Origin of the sequence: Streptomyces sp. NBC_01439 (assembly GCF_036227605.1) — a bacterium.
In the GTDB taxonomy this organism is placed as follows: Bacteria; Actinomycetota; Actinomycetes; order Streptomycetales; family Streptomycetaceae; genus Streptomyces.
The window spans coordinates 7156176-7173697 of the sequence record NZ_CP109487.1; the positions used below are offsets into that span (position 1 = coordinate 7156176).

At 71.9% G+C, this 17522-nt stretch carries 17 protein-coding genes; 9 read left to right on the top strand and 8 right to left on the bottom strand.

Going from position 1 to position 17522, the window contains the following annotated elements; genetic code table 11:
- Positions 1 to 141 precede the first annotated feature (141 nt).
- Positions 142 to 1710: a streptophobe family protein gene (locus tag OG207_RS32580; RefSeq protein WP_329103463.1), complete on the bottom strand. Its 1569-nt coding sequence runs from the start codon at positions 1708 to 1710 to the stop codon at positions 142 to 144.
- Between the two features lie 232 nt (positions 1711 to 1942).
- Here OG207_RS32580 and OG207_RS32585 point away from each other — a divergent pair, with 232 nt between their 5' ends.
- Positions 1943 to 4477, top strand: a complete 2535-nt coding sequence (locus OG207_RS32585) for an FHA domain-containing protein (RefSeq protein WP_443072775.1) — start codon at positions 1943 to 1945, stop codon at positions 4475 to 4477.
- A gap of 130 nt (positions 4478 to 4607) precedes the next feature.
- Here the strand turns inward: OG207_RS32585 and OG207_RS32590 are convergent, their stop codons facing one another.
- From OG207_RS32590 to OG207_RS32600, 3 genes are all read right to left on the bottom strand, one after another.
- Positions 4608 to 5294, bottom strand: a complete 687-nt coding sequence (locus tag OG207_RS32590; protein ID WP_329103465.1) for a transglycosylase SLT domain-containing protein — start codon at positions 5292 to 5294, stop codon at positions 4608 to 4610.
- 282 nt (positions 5295 to 5576) lie between these two features.
- Complete coding sequence (locus OG207_RS32595; RefSeq protein WP_329108062.1) at positions 5577 to 6680, bottom strand: S-adenosylmethionine:tRNA ribosyltransferase-isomerase; 1104 nt, start codon at positions 6678 to 6680, stop codon at positions 5577 to 5579.
- Positions 6681 to 6724: 44 nt separating this feature from the next.
- A complete protein-coding gene (locus OG207_RS32600) occupies positions 6725 to 7516 on the bottom strand; it encodes an SDR family NAD(P)-dependent oxidoreductase (RefSeq protein ID WP_329103467.1) in 792 nt (263 codons plus the stop codon).
- A gap of 157 nt (positions 7517 to 7673) precedes the next feature.
- Between OG207_RS32600 and OG207_RS32605 the strand changes: the two genes are divergently transcribed.
- From OG207_RS32605 to OG207_RS32620, 4 genes are all read left to right on the top strand, one after another.
- Positions 7674 to 8822: a GAF domain-containing sensor histidine kinase gene (locus tag OG207_RS32605; RefSeq protein WP_329103469.1), complete on the top strand. Its 1149-nt coding sequence runs from the start codon at positions 7674 to 7676 to the stop codon at positions 8820 to 8822.
- Positions 8815 to 9477: a response regulator transcription factor gene (locus tag OG207_RS32610; protein ID WP_329103471.1), complete on the top strand. Its 663-nt coding sequence runs from the start codon at positions 8815 to 8817 to the stop codon at positions 9475 to 9477. The genes OG207_RS32605 and OG207_RS32610 overlap by 8 nt, the downstream gene beginning before the upstream one ends.
- 149 nt (positions 9478 to 9626) lie before the next feature.
- Positions 9627 to 9872 (top strand): chaplin, encoded by a 246-nt coding sequence (locus OG207_RS32615; protein ID WP_329108064.1) that lies wholly within the window; start codon positions 9627 to 9629, stop codon positions 9870 to 9872.
- 167 nt (positions 9873 to 10039) lie between these two features.
- The gene (locus OG207_RS32620) at positions 10040 to 11056 is read left to right on the top strand and encodes a YVTN family beta-propeller repeat protein (protein WP_329103474.1); all 1017 of its coding nucleotides are present in this window, start codon (positions 10040 to 10042) and stop codon (positions 11054 to 11056) included.
- A 208-nt stretch (positions 11057 to 11264) separates the two neighbouring features.
- Here OG207_RS32620 and OG207_RS32625 read toward each other — a convergent pair whose 3' ends face one another.
- On the bottom strand, positions 11265 to 12047 hold the full coding sequence (locus OG207_RS32625) for a hypothetical protein (protein ID WP_329103477.1): 783 nt from the start codon (positions 12045 to 12047) through the stop codon (positions 11265 to 11267).
- 133 nt (positions 12048 to 12180) lie between these two features.
- On the opposite strand from OG207_RS32625, the gene OG207_RS32630 reads away from it, so the two are divergent.
- The 4 genes from OG207_RS32630 to OG207_RS32645 all read left to right on the top strand — a co-directional run bounded on the left by OG207_RS32630 (position 12181) and on the right by OG207_RS32645 (position 15408).
- A complete protein-coding gene (locus tag OG207_RS32630) occupies positions 12181 to 12975 on the top strand; it encodes an ABC transporter ATP-binding protein (RefSeq protein ID WP_329103478.1) in 795 nt (264 codons plus the stop codon).
- 71 nt (positions 12976 to 13046) lie between these two features.
- Positions 13047 to 13475 (top strand): NfeD family protein, encoded by a 429-nt coding sequence (locus tag OG207_RS32635; RefSeq protein ID WP_301372001.1) that lies wholly within the window; start codon positions 13047 to 13049, stop codon positions 13473 to 13475.
- An 84-nt stretch (positions 13476 to 13559) separates the two neighbouring features.
- Positions 13560 to 14546, top strand: a complete 987-nt coding sequence (locus OG207_RS32640) for an SPFH domain-containing protein (protein ID WP_329103480.1) — start codon at positions 13560 to 13562, stop codon at positions 14544 to 14546.
- Between the two features lie 91 nt (positions 14547 to 14637).
- On the top strand, positions 14638 to 15408 hold the full coding sequence (locus OG207_RS32645) for a sulfite exporter TauE/SafE family protein (RefSeq protein WP_329103482.1): 771 nt from the start codon (positions 14638 to 14640) through the stop codon (positions 15406 to 15408).
- 60 nt (positions 15409 to 15468) lie between these two features.
- On the opposite strand, the gene OG207_RS32650 is transcribed toward OG207_RS32645, so the two are convergent.
- From OG207_RS32650 to OG207_RS32660, 3 genes are all read right to left on the bottom strand, one after another.
- The gene (locus OG207_RS32650) at positions 15469 to 15972 is read right to left on the bottom strand and encodes an HNH endonuclease (protein ID WP_037930702.1); all 504 of its coding nucleotides are present in this window, start codon (positions 15970 to 15972) and stop codon (positions 15469 to 15471) included.
- Positions 15973 to 16120: 148 nt separating this feature from the next.
- The gene (locus tag OG207_RS32655) at positions 16121 to 16657 is read right to left on the bottom strand and encodes a YbhB/YbcL family Raf kinase inhibitor-like protein (RefSeq protein WP_329103489.1); all 537 of its coding nucleotides are present in this window, start codon (positions 16655 to 16657) and stop codon (positions 16121 to 16123) included.
- Between the two features lie 75 nt (positions 16658 to 16732).
- Entirely contained in the window at positions 16733 to 17515 is a 783-nt protein-coding gene (locus tag OG207_RS32660; protein ID WP_030010486.1) for a sporulation protein, read from the bottom strand.
- Positions 17516 to 17522: the final 7 nt, after the last annotated feature.

The window sequence follows — 17522 nt, forward strand, 5'->3', positions numbered from 1 at the left end:
CCCTCACCGTATCTTCCCGACCCGGGCCCCAGGACCCCCGTCCCACGTCGTGAACGGTCGCGCCGACCGAACGAACGTTCCGACCCTCCGTCGTTCGAGGCGCGGGAGCCGCGGCGGAGCCCCGGGCAACGGCCGCCGGCCTCACCGCGGCGGCGCCGGTGGCCCCGGCGGCCTCGGTGGCCTCAGCGGCTTCGGCGGGGGCGGGGCTCCCGGCGGCGGAGGGGGAGTGAAGGGCTCCCGGCGGGGCGGTTTCGGCAGCCCCGGCGACCAGGGCGGGACGCCCGTCACGGTCACGTCCCAGGAGCCGTCCACCTCCCCGCCCGCTCCGGGCCGCGGCCCGCGCACGGGCCCGCCGTACGGTACGGCCCCCGGGTACGCGGCCGTCGGCGCCCCGGGGTCGGGCCACCCCGGCGCGGGCCCCGGCGCGCCGGCCCGACCCGGCAGGGCGGCCCGGCGCCGACGGGTCAGCAGTGCACCCACCGCACCGGCCACCGCCCCCCAGAGCGCGCCCAGCAGCAGGGCGTACGGGACGTCCCCCCGCAGCTCCACCCCCGCGTCCACCACATCCACACCCAGCACCGCGAGCGAAGCGTCCGCCGAGAACCCCGTCAACCACGCCAGCACCGCCAGGGTCGCCCCGGTACAGACCGACAGCCGCACCGCGCACCCCAGGATCCCGCGCCCCGGCGTCCGTACGGCCGCCAGCGCGCCCGCGTAGAGCAGCAACAGGGCCGCCCCCGCGACCAGCAGCCACAGCCGCTCGTCGTACTCCCCGAGGCGGGCCACCGTGACCGGCTCCCGTGCGGACACCGCCAGCAGGTCGTCCAACGGATCGGGCAGCAGCCGGGCCGGAGCCCCCGAGACGCGGCCGCGCACCGGTACGAACAGCCCCAGCAGCAACCCCAGCCAGCTCCCGTTCGGCGCCCCCAGCAGCGCTCCGCCCCACACCCGCCGCGGCTGGTCGTCGCCCAGCGCCGCCCACACCGCCGCGGCCCATCCGGCCGCCACCGCGACCAGCAGCATTGCCACCATCGCCGAGGCTGCCGGGCGCAGCCGGGCCAGCGCGGTCGGCCCGCGCCGCGAGACCAGCAGCGCGAGCGCCAGTACGGCGAGCACCCACACCCCCGCGCCCAACAGGGTCGGCCCGAGCTCCACCGAGAACGCCACTCGGGTCCGGGTCTCGATCAGGTCCCCGATGCGGTCCGGGAGCAGCCCGCCGATGTCCCCGATCCCCGGGACCTCGACCTTCGCGGGGGTATTCGGCAGCGGCAGCGTCCCGTCGAGGGTGACCACGCCGTGCCCGGCCCGCGCCAGAGCGCCCGCCAGCGCGACGAACAGCGCCCCGAGGACCGCCACCCTGGCCGCCGTTTCCCCGTGCCCCGCCCAGGCCCGGAGGGAACGCAGGAACAACGAGGCCATGACCAGCGCCCCGGCCAGCGACACCCCCAAGGGCATGCCGTCCAGGGAGGTTTCGGCGCCCGCACCGGTGACTCCGAAGACCGAGACGTCACCCGAGGGGGTCACGGTTCCACCGATCGCGAGGACCACCGTGGCCGCCGTCATCGCGCCGAGCGAGCCCCTCGAGGCGTCGGAGGCGTCGGCGCCCAGCAGGTGCAGCCCGAGTCCGGCCACCCCTGCCATCGCGATCAGGGACCAGCCCACGGTGGCGACGGCGGACAGCAGCACGTCTCCCCAACGGATGCGGCGCATACGGTGAACCCCCGATGCCTACCGAGCGGTACGCGACGGGACCCCCGGGCGAGAAGTCCCGTATCTCACTCTCCGGGTGACTTGCGACCCCGTCAACGGGCAGGCGTAGACGCCCCGGCAAGGCCCGGATTCCACATACGGCTGTAGGCCTGAAATAGTTCCCCCGGATGTTCGCCATCCCTAGACTCCCTGACGTCATGGGGGATTCTCGGGGGACTTAAGTGGGGCTGGAGTGCCGGAACTCGTACTGGAATTGAACGGAAGGACCTGGACGCTCGATCCGTCCAGGTCGTACTCGCTGGGGCGTGACCCCCAGGGAGACGTGGTGATCGACGATGCGCGGGTGTCGTGGCGGCACGCCACCATCACCTGGAACGGCCGGGGTTGGGGCATCGAGGACCACGGCAGCACCAACGGCACCTACGTGCACGGGGCCAGGGTCCAGCAGACCGAGCTCGTGCCCGGCACGCCGGTCCACCTGGGCAACGCGACCGACGGACCGCGGCTGAATCTGAGCGCTGCCGCCGCGCCGCAGCCGGCCGTGGCGCAGCAGGCCCCGGCCCAGGCGTACGCCCAGCCGCAGGCCCCGGCCTATCAGGCCCCGCAGCAGCAGCACGCGCAGCAGCCCCAGGCCTGGGAACAGCAGCAGCACGCACAGCAGCAGCACGCGCAGCAGCCGCAGGCCCACCTCCCGCACCAGCAGGGCGCCGCGGCTCCCCGCCCGGCGCAGGGCGGGGCCCCGGCCTACGGAGACCGCAGCCCGACGACGTTCCACCAGCTCTCGCTGGGCCACGTCATGCGGATCGGCCGTGCGCTGGAGAACGAACTGGTGGTCTCCGACCTCCAGGTCTCCCGCCATCACGCCGAGTTCCGCTCGATGCCCGGCGGCCGCTTCGAGATCCACGACCTCGGCAGCCACAACGGCACGTACGTCAACGGTCAGCCGCTGGCGAAGTCCGGCACCGCTCTGCTGGGCCCGAACGACATCGTCGGCGTCGGCCACTCGACGTTCCGGATCGTCGGTGACCGCCTCGAGGAGTTCGTCGACACCGGCGAGGTCTCCTTCTCGGCCCGCCACCTCACGGTCACGGTCGACGGCGGCAAGCAGATCCTCAAGGACGTCACCTTCGGCGTCCCCGAGAAGTCGCTGATCGGCGTCATCGGACCCTCGGGCTCCGGCAAGTCCACCCTGCTCAAGGCGCTGACCGGTTACCGGCCCGCCGACCAGGGCGACGTCCTCTACGACAACCGCAACCTGTACAAGCAGTTCGCGGAGCTCCGCCAGCGCATCGGCCTGGTCCCGCAGGACGACATCCTGCACAAGGAACTGACCGTCCGCACCGCCCTGAAGTACGCGGCCAAGCTCCGCTTCCCGGGCGACACCGCCGAGTCCGAGCGCGCCGCCCGCATCGACGAGGTGCTGCGCGAGCTCAAGCTCGACATCCACAAGGACAAGAAGATCACCGCGCTCTCGGGTGGTCAGCGCAAGCGCGTGTCCGTGGCTCTGGAGCTGCTCACCAAGCCCTCGCTGATCTTCCTGGACGAGCCGACCTCGGGCCTCGACCCGGGCATGGACCGCGACGTCATGCAGCTGCTGCGCGGCCTCGCCGACGACGGCCGCACGGTCCTCGTCGTCACCCACTCGGTCGCCGAGCTGGCCATCTGCGACAAGCTGCTGGTCATGGCCCCGGGCGGTTCGGTCGCGTACTTCGGTCCGCCGGACGAGGCGCTGAACTTCTTCGGCTACACCACGTGGGCGGACGTGTTCTCGGCCTTCGAGAACTACCGCGACTACGACTGGGCCGGCCGCTGGAAGGGATCCCAGCACTACCAGCTGTACGCCGCCGACATCGACGCGATCGCCCCGCAGTCCGGCGCGATGCCCCCGGTCCAGCAGATGCACCCGACCAAGCCGCAGGGTTGGGGCTCGCAGCTGTGGACGCTGATCCGCCGCTACGTCTCGGTGATCGCTTCCGACGTGGGCTTCCTGGCCCTGATGGTGCTCCTGCCCGCCGTCCTCGGCGTGGTCTCCACGGTGATCCCCGCGAAGTTCGGCCTCGCGCCTCCCGTCGCGCCGTCTCGCTTCAACGGTGACGCCGGCACGATCATGCTGATCCTCGCGGTCGGCATGTGCTTCTCGGGCGCCGCCAACTCGGTCCGCGAGCTGATCAAGGAACGGGTCATCTACGAGCGGGAACGCGCGACCGGCCTGTACCGGTCCGCGTACCTCATGTCGAAGGTGATCGTCCTCGGAGTCATCACGGCCATCCAGGGCGTGATCATCTGTGCGATCGGCTTCTTCCCGCGCGACCTGCCCGCCGAGGGCCTGATCATGCCGCCGGCCGTCGAGATCTGCCTGTCGGTCATCGCGCTCGGCTTCACCTCGATGATGTTCGGCCTGGTGATCTCCTCGCTGGTGAAGACCGCCGAGAAGACCATGCCGCTGCTGGTCATGTTCGCGATCGTCCAGGTCGTCTTCACCGGCATCCTCTTCCAGGTCTACGACTCCCCGGGCCTGGAGCAGTTCGCCTGGCTGATGCCGTCCCGCTGGGCCATCGCCGCCGCCGGCACCACGCTGAACCTCGGCAAGCTCATGCCGCCGTGGGACGCGGAGAACCCGACCAACACCGACCCGCTCTGGGACGCCACGATCGGCCAGTGGAGCCTGAACATCACCATCCTGCTGCTCATCGGCGTGGCCTGCGGCTTCGCGGTGCAGCGCCTGCTGCGCCGCCACGAGCCCGAGGTCATGCGCGCGGGCAAGTAGGACGCGGGCGGGACGACCGCACGCACGTACCGCGCGCCGCACGTGCGCACGTACCGCAAAACGCCTCAGGGCGGCATCCGGAAGTCCGGGTGCCGCCCTGAGGCGCATGGGGCTTTGGGTGCGCCGAGGCCTAGTAGGCGCTGTTGACGTTGTCCATGGAGCCGTAGCGGTCGGCCGCGTAGTTGCAGGCGGCGACGATGTTGGCGACCGGGTCGTACTGGTCGAACTTGGTGCCCTTGACGTGGTACGCCTTGAAGGTCGGGTAGATGACCTGGAGCAGACCCTTGCTGGGGATGCCGTTCTGGGCGTTGATGTCCCAGTTGTTGATCGCCATCGGGTTACCGCTGGACTCGCGCATGACGTTCTTGTGGATGCCGGCGTAGGTGCCCGGAATGCCCTCCTTCTTCATGATGAAGAGGGCTTCCTTGATCCAACCGTCGAGGTTGTTCGCGAAGACCGGGGTGCGGGCGGCGGAGCGGCTGGCGGCAGCCTTCTGCTCGCGCGCCTTCTTCGCGGCGGCCTCGGCCTTGGCCTTCGCGTCGGCGTCGGCCTTGATCTTGGCGGCGGCCTTGGCGTTCGCCTGGGAGATGACCTGCTGCGCGGAGAGGTGGCCCTGCAGCGTCTTCGTCTGCGCGCCGTTGACGGCCTGGGTCCAGGCGACGGGGGCAACGTTGATCGTCTGCGCCTCGGCGGCGGCGGTGCCGCCCGGAGCGAGGGAGAAGGCGACGGCGGCGGCGCTCAGCGTGGCGACACCGGCGATGGACAGCTTGTGTGCCTTCGTCAGACGACTGTGACCGGGGGTGCGGGAAGCAGACATGGCGGGGCAACCTCTTCGAATAGCGGGAGTCGCAGGAAGGCGCTTTGTGGATCCGGGGATCCGCGGTGCTGTGCGACGGGAGCAATTCTTAGCGGCGGCAAAATCCTGTGGCAAAGGTGTGACGTACGATCCCGCTTAGTGGATCACGCGTGGGCGTCGAGGCCCCATTTCGGGCCTCGACGCTAGGTGGGACAGCACTGACAGGGCCTTTATCCGTCCACTAGGCGGCTTCGTAAGTGATGTGGGTCCTATGTGCGGGGTCACATGGGGCGCGGGGCGGTTTCACATTGCGTTGCTGTCGCAATGCATATGGTCACGGTTCTCATCCTTGAGTAGCAGATGAACGTCCCCGAACTCGTGCCAGAGGCAGAGCCGGGCCAGTGCCTCGGCATACCCGAGCCGTACGGCGGTCCGCCCCGCGACCGCCTCCAGCATCAGCAGATGGGACGCCTCGGGCTCGTGCAGCCCGGTCAGCAGCCCGTCCACCACCCGCACCCCGCGCTCCGGAGTCACCACCAGGTCGGTCCACCCGGCGGCCGGGCGCACCCGCCCCGATGCGTCCGCGGCCGATTCCAGGGCCCGTACCGCCGTGGTCCCCACCGCGATGACCCTCCCTCCCGCGGCCCTGGCGGCGTTCACCAGCCCCGCCGTGGTGGCGGACACCTCGTACCGCTCCGGGTACGGAGGTTCGTGCGCCTCCTGCGAGGCCACCCCCGCATGCAGGACCAGCGGGGCGAACTGCACCCCCCGGCTCACCAGCCGCGCCACCAGCTCCGCCGTGAAGGGCCGGCCCGCGCTCGGCATCTCCGCCGAGCCCGCCCCGTCGGCGGCCGGCACCGCGAACACCGTCTGATGGGCCGAGATCGGCTGGTCCCGTTCCGTGTACGCGTACCGGATCGGCCGCCCGTGCGTCCGCAGCAGCGCCGGCACCCCGTCCGGCGCGGGGGAGGGGCGTGCCCACCACAGCCGGTCCGCGCCCGCCGTCAGGGGCTCCTCCAGGGTGAGGCGGTGTCCGCCCGGCAGCTCCAGCACCGCCCCGGCGGGCCCCCCGGCGCGCGGCCGGGTCGTCCCGCCGCCGGCCGGGGCGCGCAGCTCCACCGCCCAGCGGCCGTCCCGGGGCCTCGTCCCCGGGTACCCGCCGTCGCCCCGGGTCGAGAAGTGCACCACCAGGTCCTCGCCGCCCAGCCGGGCGTCCACGGCGGCCGCCAGCGTGGTCGAGGTGTTCACCACCAGTACGTCTCCGGCCCGCAGCAGCCCCGGCAGTTCCCGGAAGGCGTGCAGCGACACCTGCTCGCTACCCCGGGACACCAGGAGCCTCACGGCGTCCCGCCCCAGCCCCGGTCCCCGCTGCTCGGCCGGGACCCGGGCCAACAATTGCGGCGGTATGTCCGTTATATATAGATCTGTCTCCCGTAGGGCTCGATGCCGGCTCACCGCCCACCCCCCGCGGCCGCCCCGGGGACGGCTCCCGCGGCCGCTTCCGCGCCCGCCTCGCCCCCCGCCTCCGCGCCCGTCCCCGGGCCCGCCTCCGCGGCCAGCTCCCGCGCCGTGTACCGCCCGCTCGGCAGCTCCCGCTCCACCAGCCGCATCAGCGCCGGAGCCACCTCCTCCGGCGCCGGTAGCCCCGCCAGGTCCTCGTCCGGCTCGGCCGCCGCCATCATCCGCGTCCGCATCGATCCCGGATCGGCCCACCACACCCGCAGCCCCGGCTCCTCCACCGCCAGCACGGCCGACAGCAGGTCCCCCGCCGCCTTGGTCGCCCCGTACGCCCCCCACGTCGCGTACGCCACCACCGCCGCGTCCGAGCTGATGTTCAGCACCGCCCCGGCCCGACCCGCCCGCAACAGCGGCAGCCCCTCCTGGACCAGCCCCAGCGGCCCCACCACATTGACCTCGAAGGCCTCGCGCAGCCCGTCCAGCGCATGCTCCGCCAGCGGCACCAACGGCTCGGCCCCGAGCACCCCCGCGTTGTTCACCAAGAGGTCCAGCCCGCCCAACTCCTGCGCCGCCGCCACCAGCGCCGCCCGGTGCGCCGCCGAGGACACGTCCCCGGCCACCGTCACCACCCGCACCCCGGCCGCCCGCGCCGGACCGGCCGCGGCTTCCTCCAGCGCCGCCGCACCCCGTGCGCTCAGCACCAGGTCCCAGCCCCGCGCCGCCAGCTCCCCGGCCAGCGCCCGGCCCAGTCCCCTGGACGCCCCCGTCACGATCGCCACCGACATGACAGCACCCTCGCCTTCCGTCCCGATCAGCAGATGCCCCCAACCTAGGAACGGCCCGCGCCCCGCCGCGTCGGCCACGAGCCCCACCCCCGTAGGTCCCTTGGACCTACGTCCACGGCCCGATCCCGCAGGTCAAGGCCGCGGGTACGGTGAGCCCATGACCGGTAGCCCCCCGCACGGCGGGCCCCCCAGCGGCCTGGCCGCCGTGAGCACCGCCCTGCTCGCCATGAGCCGCCGCCTGGAGGTCCGCGACGTCCTGCGCACGATCGTCGTGTCCGCCCGCGAACTCCTGGACGCCGAGTACGCGGCCTTGGGCGTCCCGGACGACCACGGCGGCTTCGCCCAGTTCGTCGTGGACGGCATCAGCGCGGAGCAGTGGCGGCGCATCGGCCCGCTGCCCCGCCAGCACGGCATCCTCGCCGCGATGCTCCACGAAGGCGGCCCCGAGCGCCTGGCCGACGTACGCAAGGACCCGCGCTTCGAGGGCTGGCCGGCCGCCCACCCGGAGATGTCCGACTTCCTCGGCATGCCCGTGCGCGACGGCGAGGAGACCCTCGGCGCCCTCTTCCTGGCGAACAAGCGCGGCCCCCGCGGGTTCACCGACGAGGACCAGGAACTCCTCTCCCTCCTCGCCCAGCACGCGGCGATCGCCCTGACCAACGCCCACCTCTACGAGCGCAGCCGCGAACTCACCATCGCCGAGGAGCGCTCCCGGCTCGCGCACGAGCTGCACGACGCCGTCAGCCAGAAGCTCTTCTCGCTCCGCCTCACCGCCCAAGCCGCCGCCACCCTGGTCGACCGCGACCCGGCCCGGGCCAAGGGCGAGCTCCAGCAGGTGGCGGCCCTGGCGGCGGAGGCCGCCGACGAACTGCGCGCCGCCGTGACCGAGCTGCGCCCGGCCGCCCTGGACGAGGACGGCCTGGTCGCCACCCTCCGCACCCACGTCCACGTCCTCGACCGCGCCCACACCGCGCACGTCACCTTCACCTGTGACGGCGTACGGGCCCTGCCGGCGACCCAGGAGGAAGCGCTGCTCCGCGTCGCCCAGGAGGCCCTGCACAACGCCCTGCGCCACTCCGGCGGCGACCGCGTCGAGGTCACCCTGGCCCGGACCTCCGCCGGGGGCGCGGTCCTCAAGGTCCTCGACACCGGCAAGGGCTTCGACCCCCGGACGGTCCGCAGGGCGGGCCGGCATCTGGGCCTGGTCTCCATGCGGGACCGCGCGAGCGGCGTCGGCGGCCGGCTCACCGTGCACTCGGAGCCCGGTCGGGGCACCACGATCGAGATGGAGGTCCCCGGTGGCTGACAGCACCGCCCGGAGCGGCAGCGGCATTCGAGTACTGCTGGTCGACGACCACCAGGTGGTCCGGCGGGGCCTGCGGACCTTCCTGGAGGTCCAGGAGGACATCGAGGTGGTCGGTGAGGCCTCCGACGGCGAAGAGGGCATCGCCCGGGCCGAGGAGCTGGGACCCGACGTGATCCTGATGGACATCAAGATGCCGGGTACCGACGGCATCGAGGCGCTGCGCAGGCTGCGCGAGCTGGCGAACCCCGCCCGCGTGCTGATCGTCACCAGCTTCACCGAGCAGCGGACCGTGGTCCCCGCCCTGCGGGCCGGTGCGGCCGGATACGTCTACAAGGACATCGACCCGGACGCGCTGGCCGGAGCCATCCGCTCCGTCCACGCGGGCCACGTGCTCCTCCAGCCGGAGGTGGCCCTCGCCCTGCTCTCCCAGGACGACCAGGGCTCTCCGGCGGGCCGGCCCGGCTCGCTGACCGACCGCGAACGCGAGGTCCTGGGCCTGATCGCCGACGGCCGCTCCAACCGGGAGATCGCCCGTGCCCTGGTCCTCTCCGAGAAGACGGTCAAGACCCACGTCTCGAACATCCTGATGAAGTTGGACCTTTCCGATCGGACCCAGGCCGCATTGTGGGCGGTCAGGCACGGAATCGTCGAGTGATCAGAGGTAAATCGGATCGTCTCGTTCCGGACTGAGATTCATACGGTCGGGTGTATGTAGCCCACATGGCGTATCCCGATCGCGGACCGGCCGTTCTCCAAGGCGTGTCGCGACGGCTGGTCGCGGCAGACGTACTGGAGGACGAGAACGTGAAGAACTTCAAGAAGGCCGCAGCCGTCACCATGATCGCTGGTGGCCTCCTCGCCGCCGGCGCCGGTGTCTCCTCGGCGCACGGCGGTGCGTCGGCGGAGGGCGAGGCCCTGAACTCGCCCGGTGTGGCCTCCGGGAACCTGCTCCAGGTCCCCGTCCACGTCCCCGTGAACGTGGTCGGCAACTCGGTCAACGTGATCGGTCTGCTCAACCCCGCCTTCGGCAACACCGGCGTCAACGCCTGACCCCCCGCGTGACCTGACCCCGCACGCGGCGCCGCTTCCTCCCTCTCCCCAGGAAGCGGCGCCGTTCGGTTGCGTCCGCACGCCGTCGCGGGCAGACGGGGGCCATCGACCCCGCCCGCGCGCGAGCCTCATCCCGCGGCCCCGCCCGCGGTCCTAGCGTGGCCCGCATGACGAGGAACCGGGACATCGTCCGATGCGCCGCCGTCGTGTTCGCCGCGGCAGTGGGCCTGATGGGACCGCCGTACCCGCCCGGGGCGCAGGCGGCAGCGCCCACGGCGAGCCCCACCCACGCCGCCTCCGCCCTCGTCTACGTGGCGAACCTCCACTCCGACACGGTCTCGGTCGTCGACCCCCGCTCCGGCACCGTCGTGGACACCGTTCCCGTGGGGAACGGCCCCGACAGCGTGGCCCTCAGCCCCGACGGCTCCCGCCTCTACGTCACCGACTCCGCGGCGGACACCGTGTCCGTGGTCGACACCCGCACCAGGACGGTCGTCGACACCGTCGCGGTCGGACACGAACCGAGCAGGGTGACGGTCTCCCCGGACAACACGAACGTCTACGTGGCCAACGTCGGCTCGGGCACCGTGTCGGTGATCAGCCCTCGCACCCTTTCCGTCACGGACACCATCGCCGTGGGCGACGCACCCCTGGGCCTGGCGGTGACACCGGACGCCCGCACGCTGTACGTCGCCAACGCCGGTTCCGACAGCGTCTCGGTGATCCGCACCGACAGCGGCGCGGTCACCGCCGAGATCCCCGTCGGCGGCGGACCCACCGCCCTCGCCCTCGCCCTCGACGGCCGTCGCCTCTACGTCTCCAACCTGGACTCGGACGACGTGTCGGTGGTCGACACCCGGGCGCGTACGGAGACGGACCGCATCCCGGTCGGCGACCAGCCCGCGGGCATCGGAGTCCTGCCCGACGGCCGCCGCGTCTACGTCGCCGACCTCAGGTCGGACGACGTGTCGGTCATCAGCACCCGCAGCCACACCGTGACGGAAACCGTCGCCGTGGGCGACGGCCCGAACGGCCTCGCCGTAGGCCCGGACGGCCGCAGCGTCCACGTCAGCAACTTCGACTCGGACACCCTGTCGGTGATCGACACCAGAACGGGTAGGACCGCCACCGTCCCGGTCGGCGACGGCCCGACCGGCGTCACGGCGCAAGCAATCCCCCGCTGATCCGCCTCCTCCGTCGCCGTGGCGCGCCCGATCCGCCCCTTCGGCGTTGAGGCGCGCCCACCCCAGCCCCGCCAGGGGGCACCTCCCAGCGGTAGCCGGGGAGTTCGGGGCGCGGGGCGCGGGGCGCAGCCCCACGAAGCCCGGCGCAGCCGGGGCCGCCCGCGCAGCGGCGCCGCAGCCACGCCCGGCAACGCCCCGGCCCGGGGGATCACCCCCGCTCGCGCGCCTCTACGGCCGAGTTGTACGCCGCCACGAGCGCCCGCCGTGCGACCCGCTCCACCGGCCGCAGCGCCTCCGCCCGCGCCGCCATCTCCGAGGCGGCCACCGCGCCCCCGTGCCCGTTCTCGTACGCCAGCGACACCATCAGGTCCACCCGCTGCGCCAGCGCCAGCACCCGTACCGCCCGCGCCGGATACCCCGGCGCCAGCGCCTCCCGTCCGGCCTCCGCCCGAGCCCGGTACGCCGACAGCGCGGCCTCCGCGGCCGGCCCGGACCCCGCGACGTCCAGCCGGGTCAGCACCTCGGTCGCCTCGCGCAGCGCCTCCGCCAGCTCCCGCTCCGCCTCGCCCAGCGAGGGCACGTCGGCCGGCGGGGCCTCCCGTACGGGCAGCACGTGCCAGGTCACCGACACGTGGACGTCCCCGGCCGGGCCGACCTCGGACACCTCCGGCACCAGCCCCAGCGCCGCTCCCACCGCGACGACCGCCTCCTCCGCCTCCAGCGCGCGCGCATTGAACTCCGGCGGCCCGCTCAGACCCAGCGGATGCCCCGGTGCCGGCAGCGCCACCCGCAGCCCCGTCACCCCCAGGGCCCGCAGCCGGCCGAGCGCCAGGGTGAGACCGACGGGGCCCGTTTCGCCCGCCAGCCCCTCCACCCGGTGCACGGCGTCCTCGCCCACGATCGACAACACGGCCTCGTCGGGCGAGACCAGACCGGCCAGCAGTGCGTTCCCCCAGGCGGCCAAGCGCCCTGAACGTGGTTCGAAAAGCATCCCCCCACTTTACGGATCGGCCCCGGCACCGGGCCCCGGCCCCGGACCCCGCTCCGAGTGGCGTAGGTTTTCCCTTGGGGCTGCGTCTACCGGCGCACAGAGAACCGTGACTGCAAGGGGTGACAACACGCTCATGAGCGATGTTCTGGAGCTGGTGGACGTATCCGTGGTCCGCGAGGGCCGGGCTCTGGTGGACCAGGTCTCCTGGTCGGTGAAGGAGGGCGAGCGCTGGGTGATCCTCGGCCCCAACGGCGCCGGCAAGACCACACTGCTGAACCTCGCCTCCAGCTACCTCTTCCCCACCAAGGGCACCGCCACCATCCTCGGCAGCACCCTCGGCAAGGTGGACGTCTTCGAGCTGCGCCCCCGCATCGGTGTCGCCGGCATCGCGATGGCCGACAAGCTGCCCAAGCGGCAGACCGTCCTGCAGACCGTCCTCACCGCCGCCTACGGCATGACGGCGACCTGGCAGGAGGAGTACGAGGACGTCGACGAGCAGCGCGCCCGCGCCTTCCTCGACCGCCTCGGCATGACCGAGTACCTCGACCGCAAGTTCGGCACCCTCTCCGAGGGCGAGCGCAAGCGCACGCTGATCGCCCGCGCCCTGATGACCGACCCCGAGCTGCTGCTCCTCGACGAGCCCGCCGCCGGTCTCGACCTCGGCGGTCGCGAGGACCTCGTACGCCGCCTCGGCCGCCTGGCCCGCGACCCGCTCGCCCCGTCGATGGTCATGGTCACGCACCACGTCGAGGAGATCGCCCCCGGCTTCACCCACGTCCTGATGGTCCGTCAGGGCAAGGTCGTCACCGCGGGCCCGATCGACCTCGAACTGACCTCCCGCAACCTCTCCCTCTGCTTCGGCCTCCCGCTGGTCGTCGCGCGCAACGGCGCCGACCGCTGGACCGCCCAGGGCCTTCCGCTCGGCTAGGCCGTCTCTCAACCCTCTTGCGGGTCCCCGCACCCTGTCCGGACCGCGCCCACCGGACCTACCATGACCATGTGGACATCGACGCGTGGGTGTGGTGGCTCATCGGCGCGGTCGGACTGGGCATCCCCCTCGTCCTGACCGCCATGCCGGAGTTCGGCATGTTCGCCGTGGGCGCGGTCGCGGCCGCCGTCACGGCTGCCGTCGGCGGGGGAGTGGTGGCGCAGGTCCTGGTCTTCGTGATCGTGTCGGTCGCGCTCATCGCCGTCGTCCGCCCCATCGCCAACCGGCACCGCACCCAGCGCCCCCAACACCGCAGCGGCATCGACGCGTTGAGGGGCAGATCAGCCGTCGTCCTGGAACGGGTCGACGGCAGCGGCGGCCGCATCAAACTCGCCGGTGAGGTCTGGTCCGCGCGCACCCTCGACGCGGACACCAGCTTCGAACCCGGCCAGTCCGTCGACGTCGTGGAGATCGACGGGGCGACCGCCGTCGTGATGTGAGAAGCAGCCTGCTCGCGGCCCCCGGGTCTGCGAGACTCCGATCAACGGGGCAGCACAGACAGCCGGAAGGGCACGGGGAACCGCATGCAACCGATCATCATCGTCCTGATCATTCTGGTGGTTCTGGTCTTCATCGCACTGGTCAAGACGATCCAGGTGATCCCGCAGGCCAGCGCCGCCATCGTCGAGCGGTTCGGCCGCTACACCCGCACCCTGAACGCGGGCCTCAACATCGTCGTCCCGTTCATCGACTCGATCCGCAACCGGATCGACCTCCGCGAACAGGTCGTTCCGTTCCCGCCGCAGCCCGTCATCACCCAGGACAACCTGGTCGTCAACATCGACACCGTCATCTACTACCAGGTGACCGACGCCCGGGCCGCGACCTACGAAGTGGCCAGCTACATCCAGGCCATCGAGCAGCTCACCGTCACCACGCTCCGCAACATCATCGGTGGCATGGACCTGGAGCGGACCCTCACCTCCCGCGAGGAGATCAACGCGGCCCTGCGCGGAGTCCTCGACGAGGCCACCGGCAAGTGGGGCATCCGCGTCAACCGCGTCGAGCTCAAGGCCATCGAGCCGCCGACCTCCATCCAGGACTCGATGGAGAAGCAGATGCGCGCCGACCGCGACAAGCGCGCCGCGATCCTCCAGGCCGAAGGCGTCCGGCAGTCCGAGATCCTGCGCGCCGAAGGTGAGAAGCAGTCCTCCATCCTGCGCGCCGAAGGTGACGCCAAGGCCGCCGCGCTGCGCGCCGAGGGCGAGGCACAGGCCATCCGTACGGTCTTCGAGTCCATCCACGCCGGCGACGCCGACCAGAAGCTCCTCGCCTACCAGTACCTCCAGATGCTCCCGAAGATCGCCGAAGGCGACGCCAACAAGCTCTGGATCGTGCCGAGCGAGATCGGCGACGCCCTCAAGGGCCTCTCCGGAGCCATGGGCAACTTCGGCCCCATGGCCGGCGGTTCGGGCTTCAACCCGGGCGGCACCGGCAAGGACGGCGGCGGCATCCCGGCCGCGCGGGACAAGGACGGCGCGGACCGCCGGGAACAGCCCCCCATCGACTGACACGCGCCACCCCTTCCTGCATGATCAGTGAGGCCCCTCGACCTTCATGGCGGGGAGGCGACTCACTCATGCAAAGGGGATGGCACCGTCCATGTCCATCTGGGAATCACTCGCTGTCTTCGCCGCCGGCATCGGCGCGGGCACGATCAACACCATCGTCGGCTCCGGCACCCTGATCACCTTCCCGGTGCTGCTCGCCACCGGACTGCCCCCGGTCACCGCCAACGTGTCCAACACCCTGGGCCTGGTGCCCGGTTCGATCAGCGGAGCCATCGGCTACCGCAAGGAGCTCCAGGGCCAGCGCGCCCGCATCCTGCGGCTCGGCGCCGTGTCCCTCATCGGCGGACTCGCGGGCGCGCTCCTGCTCCTCACCCTGCCGTCCGAGTCCTTCGACACGATCGTGCCGGTCCTGATCGCCCTGGCCCTGGTCCTCGTCGTCCTCCAGCCCCGGCTCGCCGCGGCGCTGCGCCGACGCCAGGAAGCCGCCGGAGACGACACCGGCCACCCCGACGGCGGACCGGCCCTGCTCGGCGGCATGCTGCTCTCCAGCGCGTACGGAGGCTACTTCGGTGCTGCCCAGGGCGTGCTCTACCTCGGCCTGATGGGCCTGCTGCTCCGCGAGGACCTGCAACGCATCAACGCCGTCAAGAACGTCATCGCCGCTCTGGTGAACGGCATCGCGGCCGTCGTCTTCCTCTTCGTCGCAGAGTTCGACTGGACGGCCGTCGCCCTCATCGCCGTCGGCTCCACGATCGGCGGTCAGATCGGCGCCAAGGTCGGCCGGCGCCTCTCGCCGACCGTCCTGCGCGCGGTCATCGTTACGGTCGGCATCCTCGCCATCGTCCAACTGCTCGTCAGCTGAGCGACGTAGAAGAACTACGCCGCCCAGCGCGACCGCCTCCACCGAACGTGGGAGATCCGCTCAGGCGGAGCGCTCCAGCCACTCCGGGAGCGCCTCCTGCCCGGCCACCCCCAGGGCCAGCAGCATCGCATCCGCCGGCGACGGCACGAAGGGCTTCCGGAGGAGCGGCATCCCCGCCTCCTCAGGAGTCCGCGCCGCCTTGCGGTGGTTGTCCTCGGCGCAGGACGCCACCGTGTTCAGCCAGGTGTCGCCACCCCCCTGGGCCCGCGGCAGTACGTGGTCCACGGTCGTCGCGCGCTTCCCGCAGTACGCGCAACGGTGCTGGTCCCGGACCAACACCCCCCTCCGCGACCAGGGAGCATGTCTTCGGAAGGGCACCCGGACGTACCTGCAGAGCCGGATCACCCGGGGCATCGGAAGATCCATGGTGGCCGCGCGCACACGCAGCTCGGGGTGCGACTGTTCGACGACGGCCTTGTCCTGGAGCACCAGAACCACAGCACGATTCAGAGTCACCGTCGACAGCGGCTCGAAGCTCGCATTCAGCACCAGCGTGTCCCGCATCTCGCCCACCTCCGTGTGCAGGCCCGCGACCACCCTGGCAGCAGGGCCCGCAACCACTCTGGCCGCGCGCGCCACGCGGGACAACGCAATAAAAATGCCCGGTCCTGGCCTTCTTTAGACCAGGACCGGGCGAACGCTCGGGAAACGATCAGCGCGCGGCGGGCGCCTCGTACTCCGCGACGAGCTGCGCACGCCCCAGGGCGTGGAACCGCAGATGGAATCCGACGACCGCCGGCGACGAGTCCTCGTCCGGGCCGAGCTGCTCCCGGTCCACCGCGTACACGGTGAACACGTAGCGGTGCCGCTCCCCGCGCGGCGGGGCCGCACCGCCGAAGTCCCTCGTGCCGTAGTCGTTCCGCGCGTGCACGGCCCCCTCCGGCAGCCCCGCGAAGTCCCCGGTGCCCGCCCCGGCCGGCAGCTCCGTCACCGAAACGGGCAGGTCGAAGAGGACCCAGTGCCAGAACCCGCTGCCCGTGGGCGCGTCCGGGTCGAAGCAGGTCACGGCGAAGCTCTTCGTCCCCTCGGGAAAGCCCTCCCAGCGCAGGTGCGGCGAGACGTTCTTCCCCGTGAGGACCTGGGCGGCGTGCAGGTCGGCTCCATGAGAGACGTCCTCGCTCGTCACGGTGAAGGACGCGACCTCGGGGTGGAAGTCGTGCGGAAGGTGCGACCTGCTCTGCTCTGGCACTGCTGAACCTCCGGAAGGGGGAGACGAAGGGGAGACATCGGACCGCGCCCGCCGTGTACGGACGCGGTTCCGAGCCTAGAACCAGTTGCGCTGCGAACCGACCGACGCGATCCACTGGTTCAGGTACGCCGCCCAGTCCGTGCCCTGGTACGACTGCAGACCCACCTGGAAGCAGCGGTAGGTGTCGCTGCCCTCGGTGAACAGACCGGGCTTCTTGTCCATCTCGAGCACGACGTCCATCTCCCGGCCGTCCGAGATGAAGGTGAGCTCGACCTGGTGCAGCCCGCGGTACTGCGACGGCGGCAGGAACTCGATCTCCTGGTAGAAGGGCAGCGACTGACGCGTCCCACGGATGTGCCCGCGCTCCATGTCCGCGCTGCGGAACGTGAAGCCGAGCTGCCGGAAGGCATCGAGGATCGCCTGCTGCGCCGGCACCGGGTGCACGTTGATCGCGTCGAGGTCGCCCGCGTCCACCGCGCGCGCGATCTCCAGCTCGGTGCTGACCCCGATGTTCATCCCGTGCAGGTGCTGACCCCCGAAGTGGGTGATCGGCGTCTCCCACGGGATCTCCAGCCCGAACGGCACCACGTGCAGCGCACCGGGCTGCACCTTGAAGGCACCGCCCAGACGCTGCTTGGTGAAGACGATGTCCTGCTTGTACTCCTGGTCGCCGCCCTCGACCTCGACCCGCGCCTGCAGCCCGACGGACAGCCCCTCGATCTGCTGCTCCACGGATCCACCCTGGATCCGCACCTCGCCCTGGACGATCCCGCCCGGCACGACGTTCGGCTCGGTGATGATCGTGTCCACCGAAGCACCACCGGCGCCCAGGCTCGCGAACAGCTTCTTGAAGCCCATGCTCTAA

Excerpts from the sequence above, each read along its gene's own strand:
- OG207_RS32580 (WP_329103463.1), bottom strand. The coding sequence starts at position 1,710 with ATGCGCCGCATCCGTTGGGGAGACGTGCTGCTGTCCGCCGTCGCCACC.
- OG207_RS32590 (WP_329103465.1), bottom strand. The coding sequence starts at position 5,294 with ATGTCTGCTTCCCGCACCCCCGGTCACAGTCGTCTGACGAAGGCACAC.
- OG207_RS32600 (WP_329103467.1), bottom strand. The coding sequence starts at position 7,516 with ATGTCGGTGGCGATCGTGACGGGGGCGTCCAGGGGACTGGGCCGGGCG.
- OG207_RS32605 (WP_329103469.1), top strand. The coding sequence starts at position 7,674 with ATGACCGGTAGCCCCCCGCACGGCGGGCCCCCCAGCGGCCTGGCCGCC.
- OG207_RS32620 (WP_329103474.1), top strand. The coding sequence starts at position 10,040 with ATGACGAGGAACCGGGACATCGTCCGATGCGCCGCCGTCGTGTTCGCC.
- OG207_RS32625 (WP_329103477.1), bottom strand. The coding sequence starts at position 12,047 with ATGCTTTTCGAACCACGTTCAGGGCGCTTGGCCGCCTGGGGGAACGCA.
- OG207_RS32630 (WP_329103478.1), top strand. The coding sequence starts at position 12,181 with ATGAGCGATGTTCTGGAGCTGGTGGACGTATCCGTGGTCCGCGAGGGC.
- OG207_RS32640 (WP_329103480.1), top strand. The coding sequence starts at position 13,560 with ATGCAACCGATCATCATCGTCCTGATCATTCTGGTGGTTCTGGTCTTC.
- OG207_RS32645 (WP_329103482.1), top strand. The coding sequence starts at position 14,638 with ATGTCCATCTGGGAATCACTCGCTGTCTTCGCCGCCGGCATCGGCGCG.
- OG207_RS32650 (WP_037930702.1), bottom strand. The coding sequence starts at position 15,972 with ATGCGGGACACGCTGGTGCTGAATGCGAGCTTCGAGCCGCTGTCGACG.
- OG207_RS32660 (WP_030010486.1), bottom strand. The coding sequence starts at position 17,515 with ATGGGCTTCAAGAAGCTGTTCGCGAGCCTGGGCGCCGGTGGTGCTTCG.